This window comes from Microbacterium galbum (assembly GCF_032464915.1).
Taxonomy (GTDB): domain Bacteria; phylum Actinomycetota; class Actinomycetes; order Actinomycetales; family Microbacteriaceae; genus Microbacterium; species Microbacterium galbum.
Genome location: NZ_JAWDIS010000001.1, coordinates 361,827 through 377,202, shown reverse-complemented (window position 1 = coordinate 377,202; position 15,376 = coordinate 361,827). Strand labels below are relative to the sequence as shown.

Below are 15,376 nucleotides of genomic sequence, written 5' to 3'. Positions count from 1 at the left end.
TCCCTTGCCCATGACCTGTGAGCGGATTCCCACTCACGCAAACGGGGGAGGAGCCTCAGGCCGGCAGCGTCGGGATCGACGCGAGCAGCTGGCGGGTGTAGGCCGCCTGCGGCTGCAGCAGCACCTTCTCGGTGGGACCCTGCTCGACGATGTGCCCGTCCTTCATAACCACGACCTGGTCGCAGACGCTCTGCACCACGCCGATGTCGTGCGAGACGAGCACGAGCGTCAGCTGCTCCTCGGCGCGCAGCCGCGCGATGAGACGCAGGATCTGCGCGCGCACGGTGACGTCGAGGGCGGACAGCGGCTCGTCGCCCACGAGGATGCGCGGACGATGCACGATCGCCCGCGCGAGGGCGATGCGCTGCCGCTGGCCTCCCGAGAACTCGTGCGGGAAGCGCGCCGACATGTCGGCGTCGAGGCCCACCTGCTCGAGCACGTCGCGAACGCGCTGCGAACGGTCGCCGTCGATGCCGAGCGCCCACAGCGGCTCGCCCACGATGCGCCCGACGTTCATGCGCGGGTCGAGGGAGGCGTACGGGTCTTGGAAGACGATGCCCGTCGCACGCCGCAGCCAGTGCAGCGAGCGCGCGGAGCCGCGGCCGTCGACGACACGCCCCTCCACCTCGACGCTCCCGGCGCTCGGCACGTCGAGACCCAGCAGCAGACGGACGAGGGTCGACTTGCCCGAGCCCGACTCGCCGATGATCCCCACCGCGGAGCCCGCCGTGACCGACAGATCGACGTCGGCGAGTCCCGCGGTGCGCTCGGCGCGACCGAAGCCGCGGGTGCGCGGCGCGAGGTAGTCGCGCGAGAGCCCGCGCGCCCGGATCACCGTGTCGCTCACCGTTCCCCCTCGCCGTCGCTGCGGTCCGCCGCCGCCGGGATCTCGGCATCCGGTTCGTTCGACGCCGGAGCGCGTGAGACGGAGCGCTCCGGATGCCAGAGGGTCGCCGTCGCATCGCGCAGCAGCGCCTGCGTGATCGGCGACGACGGTGCGCGGAGCAGGTCGGTCACCGCGCCTTCCTCGGCCACCCGCCCGCGCTCGAGCACGACGGCGTGGGTGGCGACCTGGGCCAGTACCGCCAGATCGTGCGTGATGAACACGAGCGACATGCCGGCATCCTGGACCAGGGTTCGAAGCAGCGACAGGATCCCGGCCTGGATGGTGACGTCGAGCGCGGTCGTCGGCTCGTCGGCGATCAGCAGGCGCGGGCGGCACGCGAGGGCCATGGCGATCGCGACGCGCTGGCGCTGTCCGCCCGACAGCTGGTGCGGGTAGCGCGAGACGAGCCGCTCCGGGTCGGGGAGGGCGACCCGCTCGGCTTCGACGACCGCACGGCGCAGGGCCTCGCGGCGGGAGACGCCCTCGTGGATGCGGACGGACTCGCCGATCTGGCGGCCGACGGTGCGGATCGGGTTGAGTGCCGTGCGCGGCTCCTGGAACACGATGCCGATGTCGTCGCCGCGCAGGGCCGCGAGCCGGGCGTCGGGCAGGTTCAGGATCTCGCGGTCGTCCAAGCGCACGCTGCCCGTCGCGCGCGCCCCCTCGGGCAGTAGGCCCAGGATCGCGAGGGCGGTGAGCGACTTGCCCGAACCGGATTCGCCGATGAGACCCACGCGGGCGCCGTCGGGGACGTCGAACGACACACCGTCCACGACGGCGTGCCCGCCGATCTCGACGCGCAGGTCTTTCACCGCGAGGCTCACGCGACCACCCCCGGAACGGGTGTCCGCGCCGACGGGGTCCGCTCGGCGAGGGTGGGGTCGGCGGCCTCGCGCAGAGCGTCGCCGAGCAGGTTGAGTCCGAGCACGGTGAGGGTGATCGCCACTCCCGGCCACACGACCGTGAGGGGGTGCACGGCGATGTACGCCTGCAGGTCGCTCAGCAGCACGCCCCACGACGGCTGCGTCACGGGGGCGCCGAAGCCGAGGTACGACAGGCCCGCCTCCGCGAGCACGGCCACCGCCATCGCCCACGACAACTGCACGATGAACACCGGGGCCACGTTCGGCAGCAGGTGACGGGTGAGGTTCTGCCACGTCGACAGCCCGCTCGCCCGCCCGGCGAGCACGAAGTCGCTGTGCAGCACCCTCCGCAGCTCGGGGCGCGTGACGCGGGCGACGTTGACGCCGAACCCGATGCCCACCGACCAGATGACCACCGCGAGGGACCCGCCCCAGACCGCGGAGATCATCATCGCGATGATCAGCACGGGGAAGGCCACGAGGATGTCGACCAGAACCGCGACGCTCTCGCGGATCCACCGGGCGGTGAGCGCACCGAGCGCCGCCAGGGCGATGCCGAGCAGGGACGCCACGATCCCCGCGCCGACCGCGACGACGACCGTCGTGCGGGCTCCGGCCATGAGGAGGCTGGCGATGTCGCGTCCGCTGTTGTCGGTGCCGAGCACGTGCGGCCACGAAGGGTCGGCCCACCGGTTGCGCGCATCGACCGCCCCCGGGTCGAACGGGGTCCACACGAGCGAGATCAGGGCGACCACGACGACCAGGCCCGCCACGAGGATGCCGAACCGGCCGGTCCCCAGCGCGAGGAGGCGTTTCAGGGTGCTCATGCGGCCTCCCGTTGGCGGGGGTCGATCAGGCGGTGCACGAGGTCGACGACGGCGCCCACGATCAGGACGACCGCCGTCAGGGCGAGCAGCTCGCCCTGCACCTTGGGCAGATCGCGCCCGGCGACGTCGGAGACGAGCATGCGGCCCACCCCGGGCAGCGTGAACAGCTGCTCGATGACGACGGCTCCCACGATGATGCCCGCGATCTGCAGACCGAGCACCGTGATGACCGAGAGGCCGACGTTGGGCAGACCGTGGCTCAGCAGCGCGCGCGTGCGGGTGAGCCCCTTGGCCGCGGCCGTGCGGACGTAGTCCTCGCCCAGCGCCTGCAGGGTCGCGCTCCGCACGAAGCGCAGCAGCATCGCCCCCTCGACGACGCCGATGGTCAGGGCGGGCAGGATCAGGGCGCGCACCGCCGCCCCCGGATCGTTCCACCCGGCGCGCGGGAAGCCCTGCGGCGGCAGCCATCCGAGCCACACCGCGAAGACGACGACCAGCATCATCCCGGCCCACACCACCGGGACCGCGGCGAGGGCCTGAGCACCGACGCTCAGCGCGGTCCCCCCGGCCCGGCGACGGCCGAGCGCCGAGACGACACCGAACGGGATGCCGAGGACGAGCGCCACCGTGAGCGACATCGCGGCGAGGGGGACGGTGACCTGCGCCTTGTCGAGCAGCTCGGTGGCCACCGGCGTCCCCGTGAGCAGCGAGGTGCCCAGATCGCCGCGGAACAGGCCGCCGATCCACGCCGTGTACTGCTGCCACAGCGGCACGTTCAGACCCAGGCTCTCGCGCAGCGCCGCGATCTGGTCCGGGCTCGCCTGGGTGCCCCCGACCAGCTGCGCGACGTCGCCGGGGAGCACGCGGAGCGAGAGGAAGATCAGCACGCTGGCCACGGCCAGGCCCAGCACGAGCAGGCCCAGCCGTGTCAGCGTGTAGCGGATCACTCCGCCGCGACCGTCACGCCCGCCAACGGCAGACGCACATTGAGCGAGTTCTTCGGGAAGCCGGCGACGTCGTTCGCGACCGCGGTGCGCGGGGTCGACAGGAACAGCCAGTCGGCGGCATCCTCGTCATCCACGATGCGGGCGGCCTCGGCGAGCAGGTCGGAGGACTGCTGCTCGTCGGTGGTCGCGAGCGCCTGGGCGTAGAGGCTCTGCACCTCGGGGTTGTCGTAGCCGAAGTAGTACGAGGGGTTGGCCCAGTTGCCGAAGTCGCGCGCCTCGACGTGACGCACGAAGCTCAGGTCGTAGTCGTGGTTCTGGTAGACGTCGGTCAGCCAGGTCGAGAAGTCCACCTGGTCGACCTTCAGCGTCACGCCCACGTCGGCGAACGACGACACCAGGAAGGTCGCGAGGGTGCCGGGGTAGACGTTGGGGATGGTCAGCGTCAGGTTCAGGTTCTCGGCACCGGCCTCGGCGAGCAGCTCGCGCGCGCGGTCGGGGTTGTACGAGATGCTGCCGGTGAGGTCTTCGTACCCCGGGTCGAGCGGGGGGATCGGTCCGTTCAGAGGCTGCGCCGTCTCGAGCGTCTCGGCGAGGGCGTCGTGGTCGATCGCGAGGCGCAGGGCCTCGCGGACGCGCTGATCGGTGAGCGGGGCCTTGGCGTTGTTGAAGGCGAGGGTGCCCTTGTCGGTGGTCAGGCCCGACTCGATCGAGAAGTTCCCGGTGCCCTCGATCTGGCTCTGCAGCTCCGGGTCGATCTCGAGCGCGACGTCGACGTCACCGCTGACGGCGGCGTTCGTGGCGGCGCTCTGATCGGGGATGTAGTCGAGCACGACCTCGGCGACGCCGGCCTTCTCCCCCCAGTAGTCGTCGAAACGGGTGAGGGTCAGGCTCTGCCCGGTGCTCCAGCTCTCGACGCGGAACGGCCCGGTGCCGTTGGCCGCGGTCTGGAAGTTCGTGGTGTCGCCGTTCTTGAAGATCAACCCGGCACGGCCGGTGAGCGCGAAGAGGAAGTCGATGTTCGGCTGCGCCAGCGTGACGACGACGGTCGTCGCGTCCGGCGAGGCGATGGAGGCGACTCCGGCGAGGTCGGCGCTGTTCTGGACGGTCGCGTCGTCCTTGGCCGTCTGCAGCGAGGTCACGACGTCGTCGGCGGTCAGCGCGCTCCCGTCGTGGAAGGTCACGCCCTCGCGGAGGGTGAAGGTGTAGGTGAGGCCGTCGGGGGAGACCTCCCAGGCCGTGGCGAGGGCGGGGACGATCGCGTTGTCCTGGTCGCCGTCACGGGTCACGAGACCCTGGTAGACGTTGTCGATCAGCGCCTGCTCCAGCGACGCGCCGCTGGTGCGACGGATGTCGAGGTTCGACGGCTCCAGCGACAGGCGCACGGTGAGGGTCGCGTTGGGGTCGGGGTCGCCGACCGGTCCGGGCGAGGTGGTGGTGCCGGTGCACGAGGTGAGCAGAAGCGCTCCGATCAGGAGCGCGCTCGAGGCGAGGGCGGTGCGGCGCAGCATTGCGGGGTGTCCTTTCGCAGGCCGAGGGCATCCGAGTGCTGTGGATGCCGTGCAGGGGTGGAAACAGCCTACTTTCACCGGCATTCCCTCATCGCCCCGTGTGACGATGAGCGACGGTGTATGACGGTGCGCGCACGCGAGGTTCTCCGCCGACCGCCTCACGCGGAGGCGTCGGCGACGACCTCGCGGATGAGCGCGGCGAGGGCGGCGGGATCCTCCTCCTGCGCGTTGTGGCCGGTGGCGAGCACGCGGACGCCCGCACCGGGCACGCGACGCCGGAGCTCCTCGGCATCCGTCTCGGTGACGAAACCGCGCTCGCCGCGGACGAGGGTCACCGGCGCGCCGACCTCGGCCAGGTCGTCCCACCCGGTGCTCGCGAGCACCGCGCGCACGGCATCCGGGGTCGTGGGCTCGGTGCCCGCGTCCGCGGCGGGGTCGGTCCGGGCGGCCGCATTCGCGGCGGCCGCGGCGAGGTGGGCGAAGTGGTGCTTCCACTCCACGCGTCCGTCTTCGCGCACACGGGAGTTGAGGAAGACCCCGCGCGCGGCGGCCTCGGGTGAGCCGCCGAGTCCGAACGACAGGGCGCGCTGCACCAGCTCCTCGCGCGACGACCAGTCGGTCGGGCCGGCGAAGAACGCGCGGATCTGCGCGGGTCCCGCGTTCGGATCGACGCCGGGGGTGATGTCGACGACGACGAGTCGTGAGACCAGGTCGGGACGGGATGCCGCGACGGCCGCCGCCGTGAGACCGCCGAGCGAGTGGCCCACCAGCACCTGCGGCCGATCGGTCCAGGTCTCGAGCGCGCGCACCACGTCGGGGGCGAGGACGCGCCCGACGTAGGCGGCGTCGTCGCGCCAGGAGGAATCGCCGTGCCCCGGCAGATCGAGCGCGAGGGCGGGCACCCCGAGGTGCAGCAGGGTCGTGTCCCACGTGTGCGCGTTCAGTCCGGCGCCGTGCAGCAGCGTCACCGCCGGGGGAGCGGCGCCCCACCGCAGCGCGCTCAATCGACGCCCGTCGGCGAGGGCGAGGTCGACGCGGGAGACGGCGGGGACGGCGGCGCCGAGACCGGCGGCTTGGGCGGGGAGGAACGAGAACTCGTCGAGCTCGGGCATGGGGTTCAGCCTGTCACCCGTCGCCCGGATGCCGCCACCGGGGTGCCGCGCGGCGTCACGCGGTGCGCGGCATCCTGCGCGCGGTGGCCCGTCCCCGGTTCCCGCGGCTCGGGCGGATGCCGAGGTGTCGCCGACCGTTCCCGCGCCGGTCGACCACGGTCGTCCTAGGCTGTCGCCATGGGCGAGGAACGGCGTGTGCACCTGTCGAAGTCGGCTCCGGAGGCGTACGCGGCGCTGCGCGCGTTCTCGACGACGGTGGGCCGGCTCGCCGCCGACGCGGGCATCGATGCGCGGCTGCGCGAGATCGTCCAGATCCACGCCTCCCAGCTGAACGGCTGCGCGTATTGCGTGCGCGTCCACGTCGACGGCGCCGTGAAGGCGGGGCTCGACGCCGACGTCATCGCCCAGATCGCGACGTGGCGCGAGTCGGGCGTGTTCGACGACCGCGAGCGGGCGGCGCTGGAGCTGACGGAGTCCTTCACGTTCATCCACGAGGACGGCATCCCCGACGAGGTGTACGACCAGGCGGGCGGCATCCTGAGCGAGGCCGAGTACGTCGCCCTCAGCTGGGTGCTCGTGGCCATCAACGCCTTCAACCGCGTCGCGATCGCGGGCCGTTATCCGGTACCGCCCCGCACGCCCGCGGGCGCTGTCGTCGCGGACGATGCCGCTCCTCCCGCGACGACCGCGCCGCGCGCTCCGCACGTGCACGTGGACGGCACCGCGTGAGCTCGCTGGTCTCGGGGGCGGTCAATTTCCGCGACGTCGGCGGGCTCCCGGCGGGCGCGGGCCGAACCAGAGAGGGCGTCCTGTTCCGCTCGGGCAACCTGGTCGCAGTCGACGACGACGGCATCGACACCCTGCGCGCGATCGGCCTGCGTCGCGTCGTCGATCTCCGCGACGAGAGCGAGCTCGCCGTCGACCCCAGCCGGCTCGACGATCTGCCCGTCGAGGTGCAGCACGAGCCCCTCTTCCTGGGATCCGTCGCTTCGTTCTTCGCGCGCGACCTCAGTCTCGAGCAGCTCTACACCGAGATCGCCGACGCCTCCGCCGACCGCGTCGTCGCGGCCATCCGCGGCATCCTGGTCGATCAGCCCGTGCTCGTGCACTGCACGATCGGCAAAGACCGCACGGGCGTGACGGTCGGGATCGCGCTCGCCGCGGCGGGCGTCGACGCCGAGGCCGTCGTGGCGGACTACGCGCGCACCGAAGGCCTGCTGCCCGCCGGTCGCAACGCGCGGGTGCTCTCAGCGATCCGAGCGCTGCACCCCGAGAACGTGCACGCCGAGGATCTCGCGACCCGCTCACCGGCGCGGGCCATGCGCGCGCTGCTGGCGCATCTCGACGGCACCTACGGCTCCGCCGCCGGGTATCTGCGTGCGCACGGCATGACGGATGCCGAGATCGACCGTCTGCGCGAGGTGCTCGTGGAGTGATCCACGTGTGGATCACCAGCCGGAACACAGGTTAGGCAACCCTTTGTCGGGGGTATACTCGACCTCATCATGCCCACCTCTTCCGAGCACAACGACGCCGCCTGCCGTGCGTCGCGGCACACCCGCGTGCAGCACCTCGTGACCGCCGACGAGACCTCTCTCGCCGAGCTCGAGGCGCTCCTGGCGACGCTGCCCATCTGCTCGACCGGGCGCGTGTTCATCGAGGTCCCCGACGAGTCGTGGATCGGTCGCGTCGCGGCACCCGCCCGCATGACGATCGCGTGGCTCGACCGTTCGCGCCGCGGCGGAGCGCCCGGTACGGGTCGTGGCTGCGCTCCGGGGCAGGCCCTCGCTCGTGCGGTCTCGGGCTGGGCGGGCGAGATGCTCTGCTGCGACGACGACGCGACCCGCGTCATCCTGCTCGGCGGATACCTCGGCACCGCCGAGATCGTCGACGATCTGATCTCGCGCCACGGCGTCGATCCGCTCGCCATCCACACGCCCGAGCGTTTCGGCCTCGCCACCGCGCGCTGACGCTGCCGCCGCGCGATCCCGTCGCCCTCGGTCGAGTGTCCACGACACGCCGGATCCTCGGGGTGAGGGCGGCGTGTCCTGGACACTCGATCCGCGGTAGCGGCCGCGGTGAGCGGGGCGGGCGGTGAACGGACGGCGGGTCAGCTGCCGCGGGGCACGTAGTTGCCCTCGATGAGCCCGGCCTCGATCTCGAAACGGTTGCGCAGCGGATCCCGTCCCGCGAGCGCGTAGAGCAGGGGCATGAGGAAGCCGTAGCGCTGCCACTGCCGCCGGTGCACGGCCTCGTGTCCGAGGACCACGTCGGTGGGCCGGTCGTCGCCGGTCAGGAAGCATCCGCCGACGCACACGCCCCCGCGGGGGAACGCCCACGCGGGCAGGCCGCGGAACACCCACAGGCCGCCGCGCCTCTCGATGCGCCCGGTGCTCCAGATCGAGCCCCATACCCATCCCACGGTGCACCCGTACCAATAGCCGACGCGGCTGATCGGGGAGTCGAGCAGGATGCCGGGGATGAACCGGTCGAGACGGCGACCCCGAGCCACGGCGCGATCGGCGCGCTCGCGCCAGCCGGCCGGCGGGCGGGGGATCGGGCTCACGCGAGCGCTCCGATCAGACGGAGGATGGTGCCCAGGTCGTCGACGGCCGCCGCGGGACTCGACGGCGAGAACTCGGTCAGCGTGGCCCCCGCGAGCGGCAGGCGTTCGCGCAGACGGCGGACGGATGCCACGACGTCGGCCGCGCGCGCACCGAACGGCTCGGGCAGGGCGACGCCCGTCATCTCCGCCGGGTCGAGCACGTCGAGGTCGACGTGCACGTGGACCCGCGCGGCGCCGGTCGCGAGGACCGCGTCGGCGAGGGCATCGGGATCCGCCAGGTCGGCAGGGGCGAGGACACGCATGCCGTGCTCCGAGATGTAGCGCTGCTCCTCAGCATCCAGGGCCCGCGTTCCGGCGAGGACGATGCGGGAGGGGGAGATTGCGGGCTCGAGGCGGTGGGGTGACTCGCCCTCGCCGGCGATGGCGCGCAGCACCATGCCGTGGAACGCCCCGCTGGGGGAGGACTCCGGGGTGTTCAGGTCGGCGTGCGCGTCGATCCACACCACCGCCAGGTCGTCGCCCGCGACGGCCGATACGGCCCCGAGTGCGACTCCGCAGTCGCCGCCGATCACCACGGCGGGCCCGTCGGCTCCGCGGACGGCGTCTTCGATGCGTTCGCGCATGCGGACGAGAGCACTGAGACGGTGCACACGCGTGCCCTGTGCGTCTCCGGCCTCGGTCGGTGCGTCGAGCACCGTCGTCGAGGCGCGGGGGAGGTCGCCGGCGATGGCCTCGGCACCGTCGACGAGTTGCATCGCACGCGACGACGAGGAGCCCTGCCACTGCGGGGCGACGATGAATCTGGCCATGGTGTCCTCGCCGGAGACGGGAGCGCGCCGCCCGGTGGACGGACGGCGCGCTCGAGGGTCGATCAGAGCTGGTCGGGGCTGGGGGCGTCGATCGCCGCGCGCTGCGGGCCGCCGACCTTCAGAGCGGCCAGACGCGCCTCGACCTCGGTCAGCTCGCCGACGTCTTCGAGCGCGTTGAACTGCGCGTCGATGCTCGATGCGGCCAGCTCCTGCTTGCCCGCGGCGAGGGCCTCTTCGCGGCGGATCTTGTCTTCGAAGCGCCCGAGCTCGCTGGTGGGGTCGAGGACGTCGATCGACTTGACCGCGTCGTGCACCTTGTTCTGCGCCTCGGCGACCTTGGCGCGGGCCGTGAGCTCGTTGCGCTTGGCCTTGAGCTGCTCGAGCTTGGTCTTCATGCCGTTCAGGCCGTCTTTGAGCTTGTCGACGACCTCGGTCTGGGACGCGATCGTGGGAGCGGCGGCCTTGGCCTCGCCCTCGGCGGTGATCTGACGCTGCAGGGCGATCTTCGCGAGGTTGTCAAACTTATCGGCCTCGCCGACGTTGCCGGCCGCGCGCAGCTCGTCGCCCTTGCGGCTGGCGGCGAGGGCCTTGTTGCCCCACTCGGCCGCGGCCTGGACGTCTTCCTGGTGGTCCCGCTCGAGCAGACGCAGGTTGCCGATGGTCTCGGCGATGGCGGACTCGGCGTCGGCGATCGAGTTCGAGTAGTCGCGCACGAGCTGGTCGATCATCTTCTGCGGGTCCTCGGCCTGATCGAGGAGCGCGTTGATGTTCGCGCGGACGAGGGTCGAGATGCGACCGAAGATGGACTGCTTGGCCATGCGGGGTGTTCCTTCCTGAGGGCGACGATGTCGAGTCTGGTGTCGGATGCTACGAATTCTCTGTGATCGGCGGCCGTGCCGCGAGGGGATCAGCGGCGTCGGCCTCCTCCGCCCCCGGCGCGGCCGCGGCCGCCTCCGCTCGAGAAGCCGCGGCCGCCTCCGCTGCGCGATCGTCCGCCGCCCGAGAACCCGCCGCCGAACCCACCGCCGCCGGAACGCGAACGTCCGCCGGAGAATCCGCCGCCGCCCAGGCCGCTCAGTCCGCCCAGCCCGCCGAGAGTGCCGAGACCGCCGCCCCCGAAGCCGCCACGGCGTCGTCCGCCGCCGGAGAGCGCGTTGATGGCGATGCCGCCGAGGATGGCGCCCATGAGGTCGCCGCCGCCCCCGCTCCCGCCGAACGACCCCACGTCGTTCTGGGCGAGCGAGGCGGCTTCGCCGGCTTTCTGCGCCGCACGCTGGGCCGTCGTCAGCGCCGACGCCGGATCACTCGCCCGCAGCTGCTCGGCCTGCACCAGCGCGGCACCGGCCTCGGCGAGGCGGGTGCGGGCGGTCGGCCCCACGGCGCCTCGCCGCGCCGCGATGAAGTCCTCGGTCGCGCTGACCTGCGCGCGGGTCTGGGCGAGCACGGTGTCGAGCTGGCCTTCGGCGCGTCGGCGGCGCTCCGCGGCGTCGCGCGCCGCGTCGAGCACGCCGTCGATGGTGGCGTTCGCCTGCTGCAGTCCGTCGACCGCGCGCAGCGGGCTCGGACGCTCGGCCGAGAAGAGCGCACGCGCGGCGTCGAGCTGCGAGCGCGTCGATGCGGCCGCGGCGGCGACCCGGCCGTCGGGGTCGGGCAGGGCCTCGGCGGCGACGAGGTCGCCCTCGATCTCGGCGACGAGGGCCCCTGCGCGCCGAGCGGCGTCATCGAGGGCGGTGCCGAGGGTGGTGATCGCCTTCTCGAGCGTGTCGGCCTGGGCGACGGCTGCCTGGGCGGCGCGGATGGCGACCGCCGCTTCGCCGGCGCGTCCCGCGGAGAGGGCGGCGTCGGCCTCCGTCTCCTGGGCGGCGGCGAGGTCGAGACGCGAGCGGGCCTGGGCGGGATTGTCGGCGACGGGGCTGAGCGCGTCGTCGGCGAAGCGGGCGCGCAGCCGTTGCAGCTCGAGCTCCGCCGCGGCGAGGGCGGAGGCGACGGCCTCGCGCCGGGTGCGGGCGGTCTGCAGGGCGGCCGGGGCGTCCGCTTCGAGGGCGCGGAGCTCGTCGAAGGCCGCGACTCTGGCATCCAGGGCCTCGTCGGCGCTCTGGCACAGGCGCAGGATCTCGGCGTAGCCGGCTCGTCGCTGATCGGGGGTCTCAGGGGTGTCGTCGTCGAGCTGCTGCTGCAGGGCGAAGGCCCGGTCGAGGTCGGCTTTGGCCTGAGCGAGGGTGTCGGCGAACGGGGCCGCGGCCTCGTCGCCGAACTGGGCGCGGGCGAAACCGAGCTCCTGCTCGCTGGTCTTCACGGCGTCGTCGGTCGCGACGAGCGCCGAGCCTGCGCGCCGGGCGAGGTCGTCGACGCTCTCCGCGGGCGGCGTCGCGGTGGCCGCCGACCGGTGCTTGCGGAGGAAGAGCCACAGCAGCACGCCGGCGATGGCCAGCAGGAGCACCGCGACGAGGATGATCGGCCCGAGGGCGGGCCCGCTGTCGGTGGCGGGAGTCGGAGGGGGAACGGGCATGTTACCCCCGGCTTGCGCGTGCGCGGTGCGGATGCCGTCGGCGGCGGCGATCGCCGCGCCCGCGTCGTCTCCGGCCTCCAGTGCCGGCTGGATGCGTTCCTGCTCGATCGACGTCAGCTGGGCGGCCGAGAGCTCCCCGTCGTCGACGTCGCCGGAGAGGTAGAACGAGAACGTGTCACCGTCGATGGCGATCGCGAGCACGTACTGGTGCGGTCCGAGCTTGTTCTGATTGGCCGTGTCGTTCGCCCAGTCCTGCGCGTCGGCGGGATCGGTGAAGGCGTCGACGAAGACGACCCACAGATCGAGGTCGGTCTGCTCCGACAGCGCCACCAGCCGCGACTGCACCTCTGCCTCCTGCGCATCGGTGAGCGCGTCGATGCGGTCGACGACGTAGCTCGAGCCGAGGGAGGGAGGGGGGACGGCGACCGCGGCGAGCGGCACCCCCAGGATCGCGACGAGCGTCAGGAAGGCGACGGCGACCGCCCGGACCACTTTCGGCACCCGCATGCATCCCCCTTCGGTGCGCAACGGATCCACCCTATAAACGACCGCCGACACCGGGATAGGCGCGGCGCGTCCGCTGCCGGCGGACAGGCGCGACGCCTAGGCTCGAACGCTCGGAGGTACACCACCATGGACGACCGGTACGGAACGGACGTGCTCGCCCGCGGATGGCGCGACGCCGGACGCGTCAAGGCCGCCGAGGTCGCGGCATCCGCGGATCTCGTCGTGGAAGTCGCGGGCGACGGCTACGTCGGCGCGGTGACGCGGGTCGAGGGCATGAACGTCGAGCTCGAGGACCGGTTCGGCAAGCGCCGCCTCTTCCCGCTCGGCGGGGGGTTCCTCGTCGACGGCAAGCCCGTGGTGCTCACCGCGCCCGCCGCGGCACCCAAGGGGCGCACGCGCACCGCCTCCGGTTCGTTCGCGGCGCACGACCAGCGCGCCCGCACCGCCCGCGCGAGCCGCATCTTCGTCGAGGGAAAGCACGACGCCGAGCTCGTCGAGAAGGTCTGGGGCGCAGACCTGCGCGCCGAGGGCGTCGTGGTCGAGTTCCTCGAGGGCGTCGATCTGCTCGAAGAGAAGCTGGATGCCGAGCCCCCGACCGCAGAGCGCCGCTACGGCGTGCTCGTGGACCACCTCGTCCCGAACTCCAAGGAGTCGCGCATCGCCGAGAAGATCGCGCGCGGCCGCCACGGCGCCCACGTGCGCATCGTCGGCCACCCCTTCGTCGATGTGTGGCAGTGCGTCACCCCGCGCGCCCTCGGCATCGCCGCGTGGCCCGAGGTGCCCCGCGGGATCGAGTGGAAGGTGGGCGTGTGCCGCGCCCTCGGCTGGCCCGCCGAGGAGCAGGCCGACACCGCCCGCGCCTGGCAGCACATCCTGTCGAGGGTCACCACGTTCCGCGACCTCGAACCGGCCCTGCTCGGCCGCGTCGAGGAGCTCATCGATTTCGTGACCGTCCCGTGAGCGGCCGCAAGGTGCCCGTGCGCCACACCCCCGAGGGGCAGCCGAATACCCTGGATGCCATGGACTCCGCCCCCGTGTTCCGAGACAAGCCGGTGTCGTTCGTGCGCCGCAGCGGCCGCATGTCGGAGGCGCAGGACCGCGCGTGGGCCGAGCTCTCGCCGTTCTACCTGCTGCCGGTCGAACGCGCCGCCGCTGCCACGAGCGTGAAGGCCGGCACCGCGGTCGACCTCGCCGCCGTCTACGGTCGCGCGGCGCGCCTGGTCGTCGAGATCGGCTCGGGGCAGGGACACCAGATCGTCTCGGCCGCAGCCGCCCATCCCGACGCGGACTTCCTGGCCGTCGAGGTCTTCACCGCGGGACTCGCCCGCACGATGCTCGACGCCGACCGCGAGGGCGTGAAGAACCTGCGCCTGGTCGAGGCCAACGCGCCGGAGGCACTCGAGCATCTGTTGCCCGCGGCAAGCGCCTCCGAGCTCTGGGTGTTCTTCCCCGACCCCTGGCACAAGAACAAGCACACGAAGCGCCGCCTCGTCGCCCCCGACTTCACGCGCATCGCCGCCCAGGCGCTCCGCCCCGGCGGCACCCTGCGCCTCGCGACCGACTGGCAGGACTACGCCGATCAGATGCGCGAGGTGCTCGACGCCGCGCCCGGGTTCGAGCGGGCGTTCGCGGGGGAGTGGGCGGAGCGCTTCGAAGGGCGCGTGCTCACCGCGTTCGAGCGGAAGGGGCTGCGGGTCGGCCGCGACATCCGCGACCTCACCTACACGCGGGTCTCGCCGTGACCGCGCACACCGCGGTGCCGGTCCGCGAGCGTTCCACGTGGACGCCGAAGCTCCTCCCGGCGCTGTTGGTGTGCCTCGCCGCCCCGGTGCTGTTCGTCGTGCAGGTCGTGTGGCTCGGGTGGGTCCTGCTCGCTCTCGCCGTGGCATCCGCCGTTCTCGTGGATCGCCGCAACGGCGTCGCCCTCGCCCGCTCCGATGAGCCGAGCATCGCCCGCGACGTCTCGCTCGTCGCGATCGGCCAATTCATCGTCAGCCTGATCCCGCTGCACGCCGAGCTCGACAACGCGGCCTTCGTGCGGTTCACGCTCGCTCTCGGCGGGGCGGTCGTCGTGCCGTACGTGATCTCGCGCTTCGTCTACCGGGATCGCGCGATCGCGTTCCCCTGGCGCGGCGGCGGACGCTGGACCTGGTGGCAGTGGGCGTGGCTGGCCGGCGTCATCGTGCTCGGCTACCTGATCCTGCCGTTCTACTTCATCACCTCCGGTGTCTACATGAACTGGCCCGAGGTGACGACGCCGGAGCTCATCGCGCGGCTGTTCGTCGGCGTCGGCGCGGTCGGCATCTGGGACGAGCTCTTCTTCATCTGCACGGTCTTCGTGCTGCTGCGCCGGCACTTCCCCGACCTGACGGCGAACCTGCTGCAGGCGATCGTGTTCGTCTCGTTCCTGTGGGAACTCGGCTACCAGGCCTGGGGACCTGTGCTCACGATCCCGTTCGCGATCGTGCAGGGCTTCCTCTTCCTCAAGACCCGCTCGCTCTGGTACGTCGTGACGGTGCACCTGCTCTTCGACGCCGTGGTCTTCGGCGTGCTCGTCCACGCCCACAATCCCGGTGCGGCATCCATCTTCCTGATCTGATGCCGGACGCCGGATGCCGGGAGCCCGTCTGCGGCCGAGGCCCGGGCGACCCCGTGTGAACGCTCCGGGGTGGGGGAAACGCCCGGCCGGAGCGTTTCCCCCGCGGGGCGGCGTTCACTCGAGTCGTGCTGCACGGGTCCTGCCCAGGCGCGGACGCTAGCCTAGGCACCGGACGCCCACCGCGCCCCCGGACGAGGGATCAGTACCCGGACAGCGACAAGACTGGCCAAGGAGCTGCATCGT

The 15,376-nt window shown here is 72.5% G+C and carries 16 protein-coding genes and 1 riboswitch; of the genes, 6 read left to right on the top strand and 10 right to left on the bottom strand.

Annotated elements, in window-relative coordinates; translation table 11 throughout:
- Window positions 1–55: 55 nt before the first annotated feature.
- The 6 genes from RWH45_RS01890 to RWH45_RS01865 form a co-directional block, all read right to left on the bottom strand.
- Complete coding sequence (locus tag RWH45_RS01890; RefSeq protein ID WP_315993232.1) at window positions 56–847, bottom strand: ABC transporter ATP-binding protein; 792 nt, start codon at window positions 845–847, stop codon at window positions 56–58.
- Window positions 844–1,710 (bottom strand): ATP-binding cassette domain-containing protein, encoded by an 867-nt coding sequence (locus RWH45_RS01885; RefSeq protein ID WP_315993231.1) that lies wholly within the window; start codon window positions 1,708–1,710, stop codon window positions 844–846. The genes RWH45_RS01890 and RWH45_RS01885 overlap by 4 nt, the downstream gene beginning before the upstream one ends.
- Entirely contained in the window at window positions 1,707–2,576 is an 870-nt protein-coding gene (locus RWH45_RS01880) for an ABC transporter permease (RefSeq protein WP_315993230.1), read from the bottom strand. The genes RWH45_RS01885 and RWH45_RS01880 overlap by 4 nt, the downstream gene beginning before the upstream one ends.
- The gene (locus RWH45_RS01875) at window positions 2,573–3,523 is read right to left on the bottom strand and encodes an ABC transporter permease (RefSeq protein ID WP_315993229.1); all 951 of its coding nucleotides are present in this window, start codon (window positions 3,521–3,523) and stop codon (window positions 2,573–2,575) included. The genes RWH45_RS01880 and RWH45_RS01875 overlap by 4 nt, the downstream gene beginning before the upstream one ends.
- Window positions 3,520–5,031 carry an ABC transporter substrate-binding protein gene (locus RWH45_RS01870; RefSeq protein ID WP_315993228.1) on the bottom strand — a complete coding sequence of 504 codons (1,512 nt, stop codon included), beginning with the start codon at window positions 5,029–5,031 and terminating at the stop codon, window positions 3,520–3,522. Before RWH45_RS01870 ends, RWH45_RS01875 begins: the two co-directional genes overlap by 4 nt.
- A gap of 158 nt (window positions 5,032–5,189) precedes the next feature.
- Complete coding sequence (locus RWH45_RS01865; protein WP_315993227.1) at window positions 5,190–6,143, bottom strand: alpha/beta fold hydrolase; 954 nt, start codon at window positions 6,141–6,143, stop codon at window positions 5,190–5,192.
- 177 nt (window positions 6,144–6,320) lie between these two features.
- Between RWH45_RS01865 and RWH45_RS01860 the strand changes: the two genes are divergently transcribed.
- From RWH45_RS01860 to RWH45_RS01850, 3 genes are all read left to right on the top strand, one after another.
- Complete coding sequence (locus RWH45_RS01860; protein WP_315993226.1) at window positions 6,321–6,872, top strand: carboxymuconolactone decarboxylase family protein; 552 nt, start codon at window positions 6,321–6,323, stop codon at window positions 6,870–6,872.
- Window positions 6,869–7,579 carry a tyrosine-protein phosphatase gene (locus RWH45_RS01855; protein ID WP_315993225.1) on the top strand — a complete coding sequence of 237 codons (711 nt, stop codon included), beginning with the start codon at window positions 6,869–6,871 and terminating at the stop codon, window positions 7,577–7,579. Before RWH45_RS01860 ends, RWH45_RS01855 begins: the two co-directional genes overlap by 4 nt.
- A gap of 69 nt (window positions 7,580–7,648) precedes the next feature.
- Window positions 7,649–8,113 (top strand): SIP domain-containing protein, encoded by a 465-nt coding sequence (locus tag RWH45_RS01850; protein WP_315993224.1) that lies wholly within the window; start codon window positions 7,649–7,651, stop codon window positions 8,111–8,113.
- Between the two features lie 140 nt (window positions 8,114–8,253).
- Here RWH45_RS01850 and RWH45_RS01845 read toward each other — a convergent pair whose 3' ends face one another.
- The 4 genes from RWH45_RS01845 to RWH45_RS01830 all read right to left on the bottom strand — a co-directional run bounded on the left by RWH45_RS01845 (window position 8,254) and on the right by RWH45_RS01830 (window position 12,534).
- Window positions 8,254–8,709, bottom strand: a complete 456-nt coding sequence (locus RWH45_RS01845; RefSeq protein ID WP_315993223.1) for a Fe-S oxidoreductase — start codon at window positions 8,707–8,709, stop codon at window positions 8,254–8,256.
- Window positions 8,706–9,518: an arginase family protein gene (locus RWH45_RS01840; RefSeq protein WP_315993222.1), complete on the bottom strand. Its 813-nt coding sequence runs from the start codon at window positions 9,516–9,518 to the stop codon at window positions 8,706–8,708. Before RWH45_RS01840 ends, RWH45_RS01845 begins: the two co-directional genes overlap by 4 nt.
- Window positions 9,519–9,580: 62 nt before the next feature.
- Window positions 9,581–10,336 (bottom strand): PspA/IM30 family protein, encoded by a 756-nt coding sequence (locus RWH45_RS01835; RefSeq protein ID WP_315993221.1) that lies wholly within the window; start codon window positions 10,334–10,336, stop codon window positions 9,581–9,583.
- Between the two features lie 89 nt (window positions 10,337–10,425).
- Complete coding sequence (locus RWH45_RS01830) at window positions 10,426–12,534, bottom strand: TPM domain-containing protein (RefSeq protein ID WP_315993220.1); 2,109 nt, start codon at window positions 12,532–12,534, stop codon at window positions 10,426–10,428.
- A gap of 126 nt (window positions 12,535–12,660) precedes the next feature.
- On the opposite strand from RWH45_RS01830, the gene RWH45_RS01825 reads away from it, so the two are divergent.
- The 3 genes from RWH45_RS01825 to RWH45_RS01815 are packed head-to-tail and all read left to right on the top strand — an operon-like array spanning window position 12,661 to window position 15,133.
- Window positions 12,661–13,494, top strand: a complete 834-nt coding sequence (locus RWH45_RS01825; protein ID WP_315993219.1) for a DUF3097 domain-containing protein — start codon at window positions 12,661–12,663, stop codon at window positions 13,492–13,494.
- A 59-nt stretch (window positions 13,495–13,553) separates the two neighbouring features.
- Entirely contained in the window at window positions 13,554–14,276 is a 723-nt protein-coding gene (trmB, locus tag RWH45_RS01820) for a tRNA (guanosine(46)-N7)-methyltransferase TrmB (protein WP_315993218.1), read from the top strand.
- The gene (locus tag RWH45_RS01815) at window positions 14,273–15,133 is read left to right on the top strand and encodes a CPBP family intramembrane glutamic endopeptidase (protein WP_315993217.1); all 861 of its coding nucleotides are present in this window, start codon (window positions 14,273–14,275) and stop codon (window positions 15,131–15,133) included. Before trmB ends, RWH45_RS01815 begins: the two co-directional genes overlap by 4 nt.
- Before the next feature lie 167 nt (window positions 15,134–15,300).
- Window positions 15,301–15,363, top strand: a riboswitch (guanidine-III (ykkC-III) riboswitch).
- Window positions 15,364–15,376: the final 13 nt, after the last annotated feature.

Excerpts from the sequence above, each read along its gene's own strand:
- RWH45_RS01880 (WP_315993230.1), bottom strand. The coding sequence starts at position 2,576 with ATGAGCACCCTGAAACGCCTCCTCGCGCTGGGGACCGGCCGGTTCGGC.
- RWH45_RS01870 (WP_315993228.1), bottom strand. The coding sequence starts at position 5,031 with ATGCTGCGCCGCACCGCCCTCGCCTCGAGCGCGCTCCTGATCGGAGCG.
- RWH45_RS01865 (WP_315993227.1), bottom strand. The coding sequence starts at position 6,143 with ATGCCCGAGCTCGACGAGTTCTCGTTCCTCCCCGCCCAAGCCGCCGGT.
- RWH45_RS01860 (WP_315993226.1), top strand. The coding sequence starts at position 6,321 with ATGGGCGAGGAACGGCGTGTGCACCTGTCGAAGTCGGCTCCGGAGGCG.
- RWH45_RS01850 (WP_315993224.1), top strand. The coding sequence starts at position 7,649 with ATGCCCACCTCTTCCGAGCACAACGACGCCGCCTGCCGTGCGTCGCGG.
- RWH45_RS01840 (WP_315993222.1), bottom strand. The coding sequence starts at position 9,518 with ATGGCCAGATTCATCGTCGCCCCGCAGTGGCAGGGCTCCTCGTCGTCG.
- RWH45_RS01835 (WP_315993221.1), bottom strand. The coding sequence starts at position 10,336 with ATGGCCAAGCAGTCCATCTTCGGTCGCATCTCGACCCTCGTCCGCGCG.
- RWH45_RS01830 (WP_315993220.1), bottom strand. The coding sequence starts at position 12,534 with ATGCGGGTGCCGAAAGTGGTCCGGGCGGTCGCCGTCGCCTTCCTGACG.
- RWH45_RS01825 (WP_315993219.1), top strand. The coding sequence starts at position 12,661 with ATGGACGACCGGTACGGAACGGACGTGCTCGCCCGCGGATGGCGCGAC.
- trmB (WP_315993218.1), top strand. The coding sequence starts at position 13,554 with ATGGACTCCGCCCCCGTGTTCCGAGACAAGCCGGTGTCGTTCGTGCGC.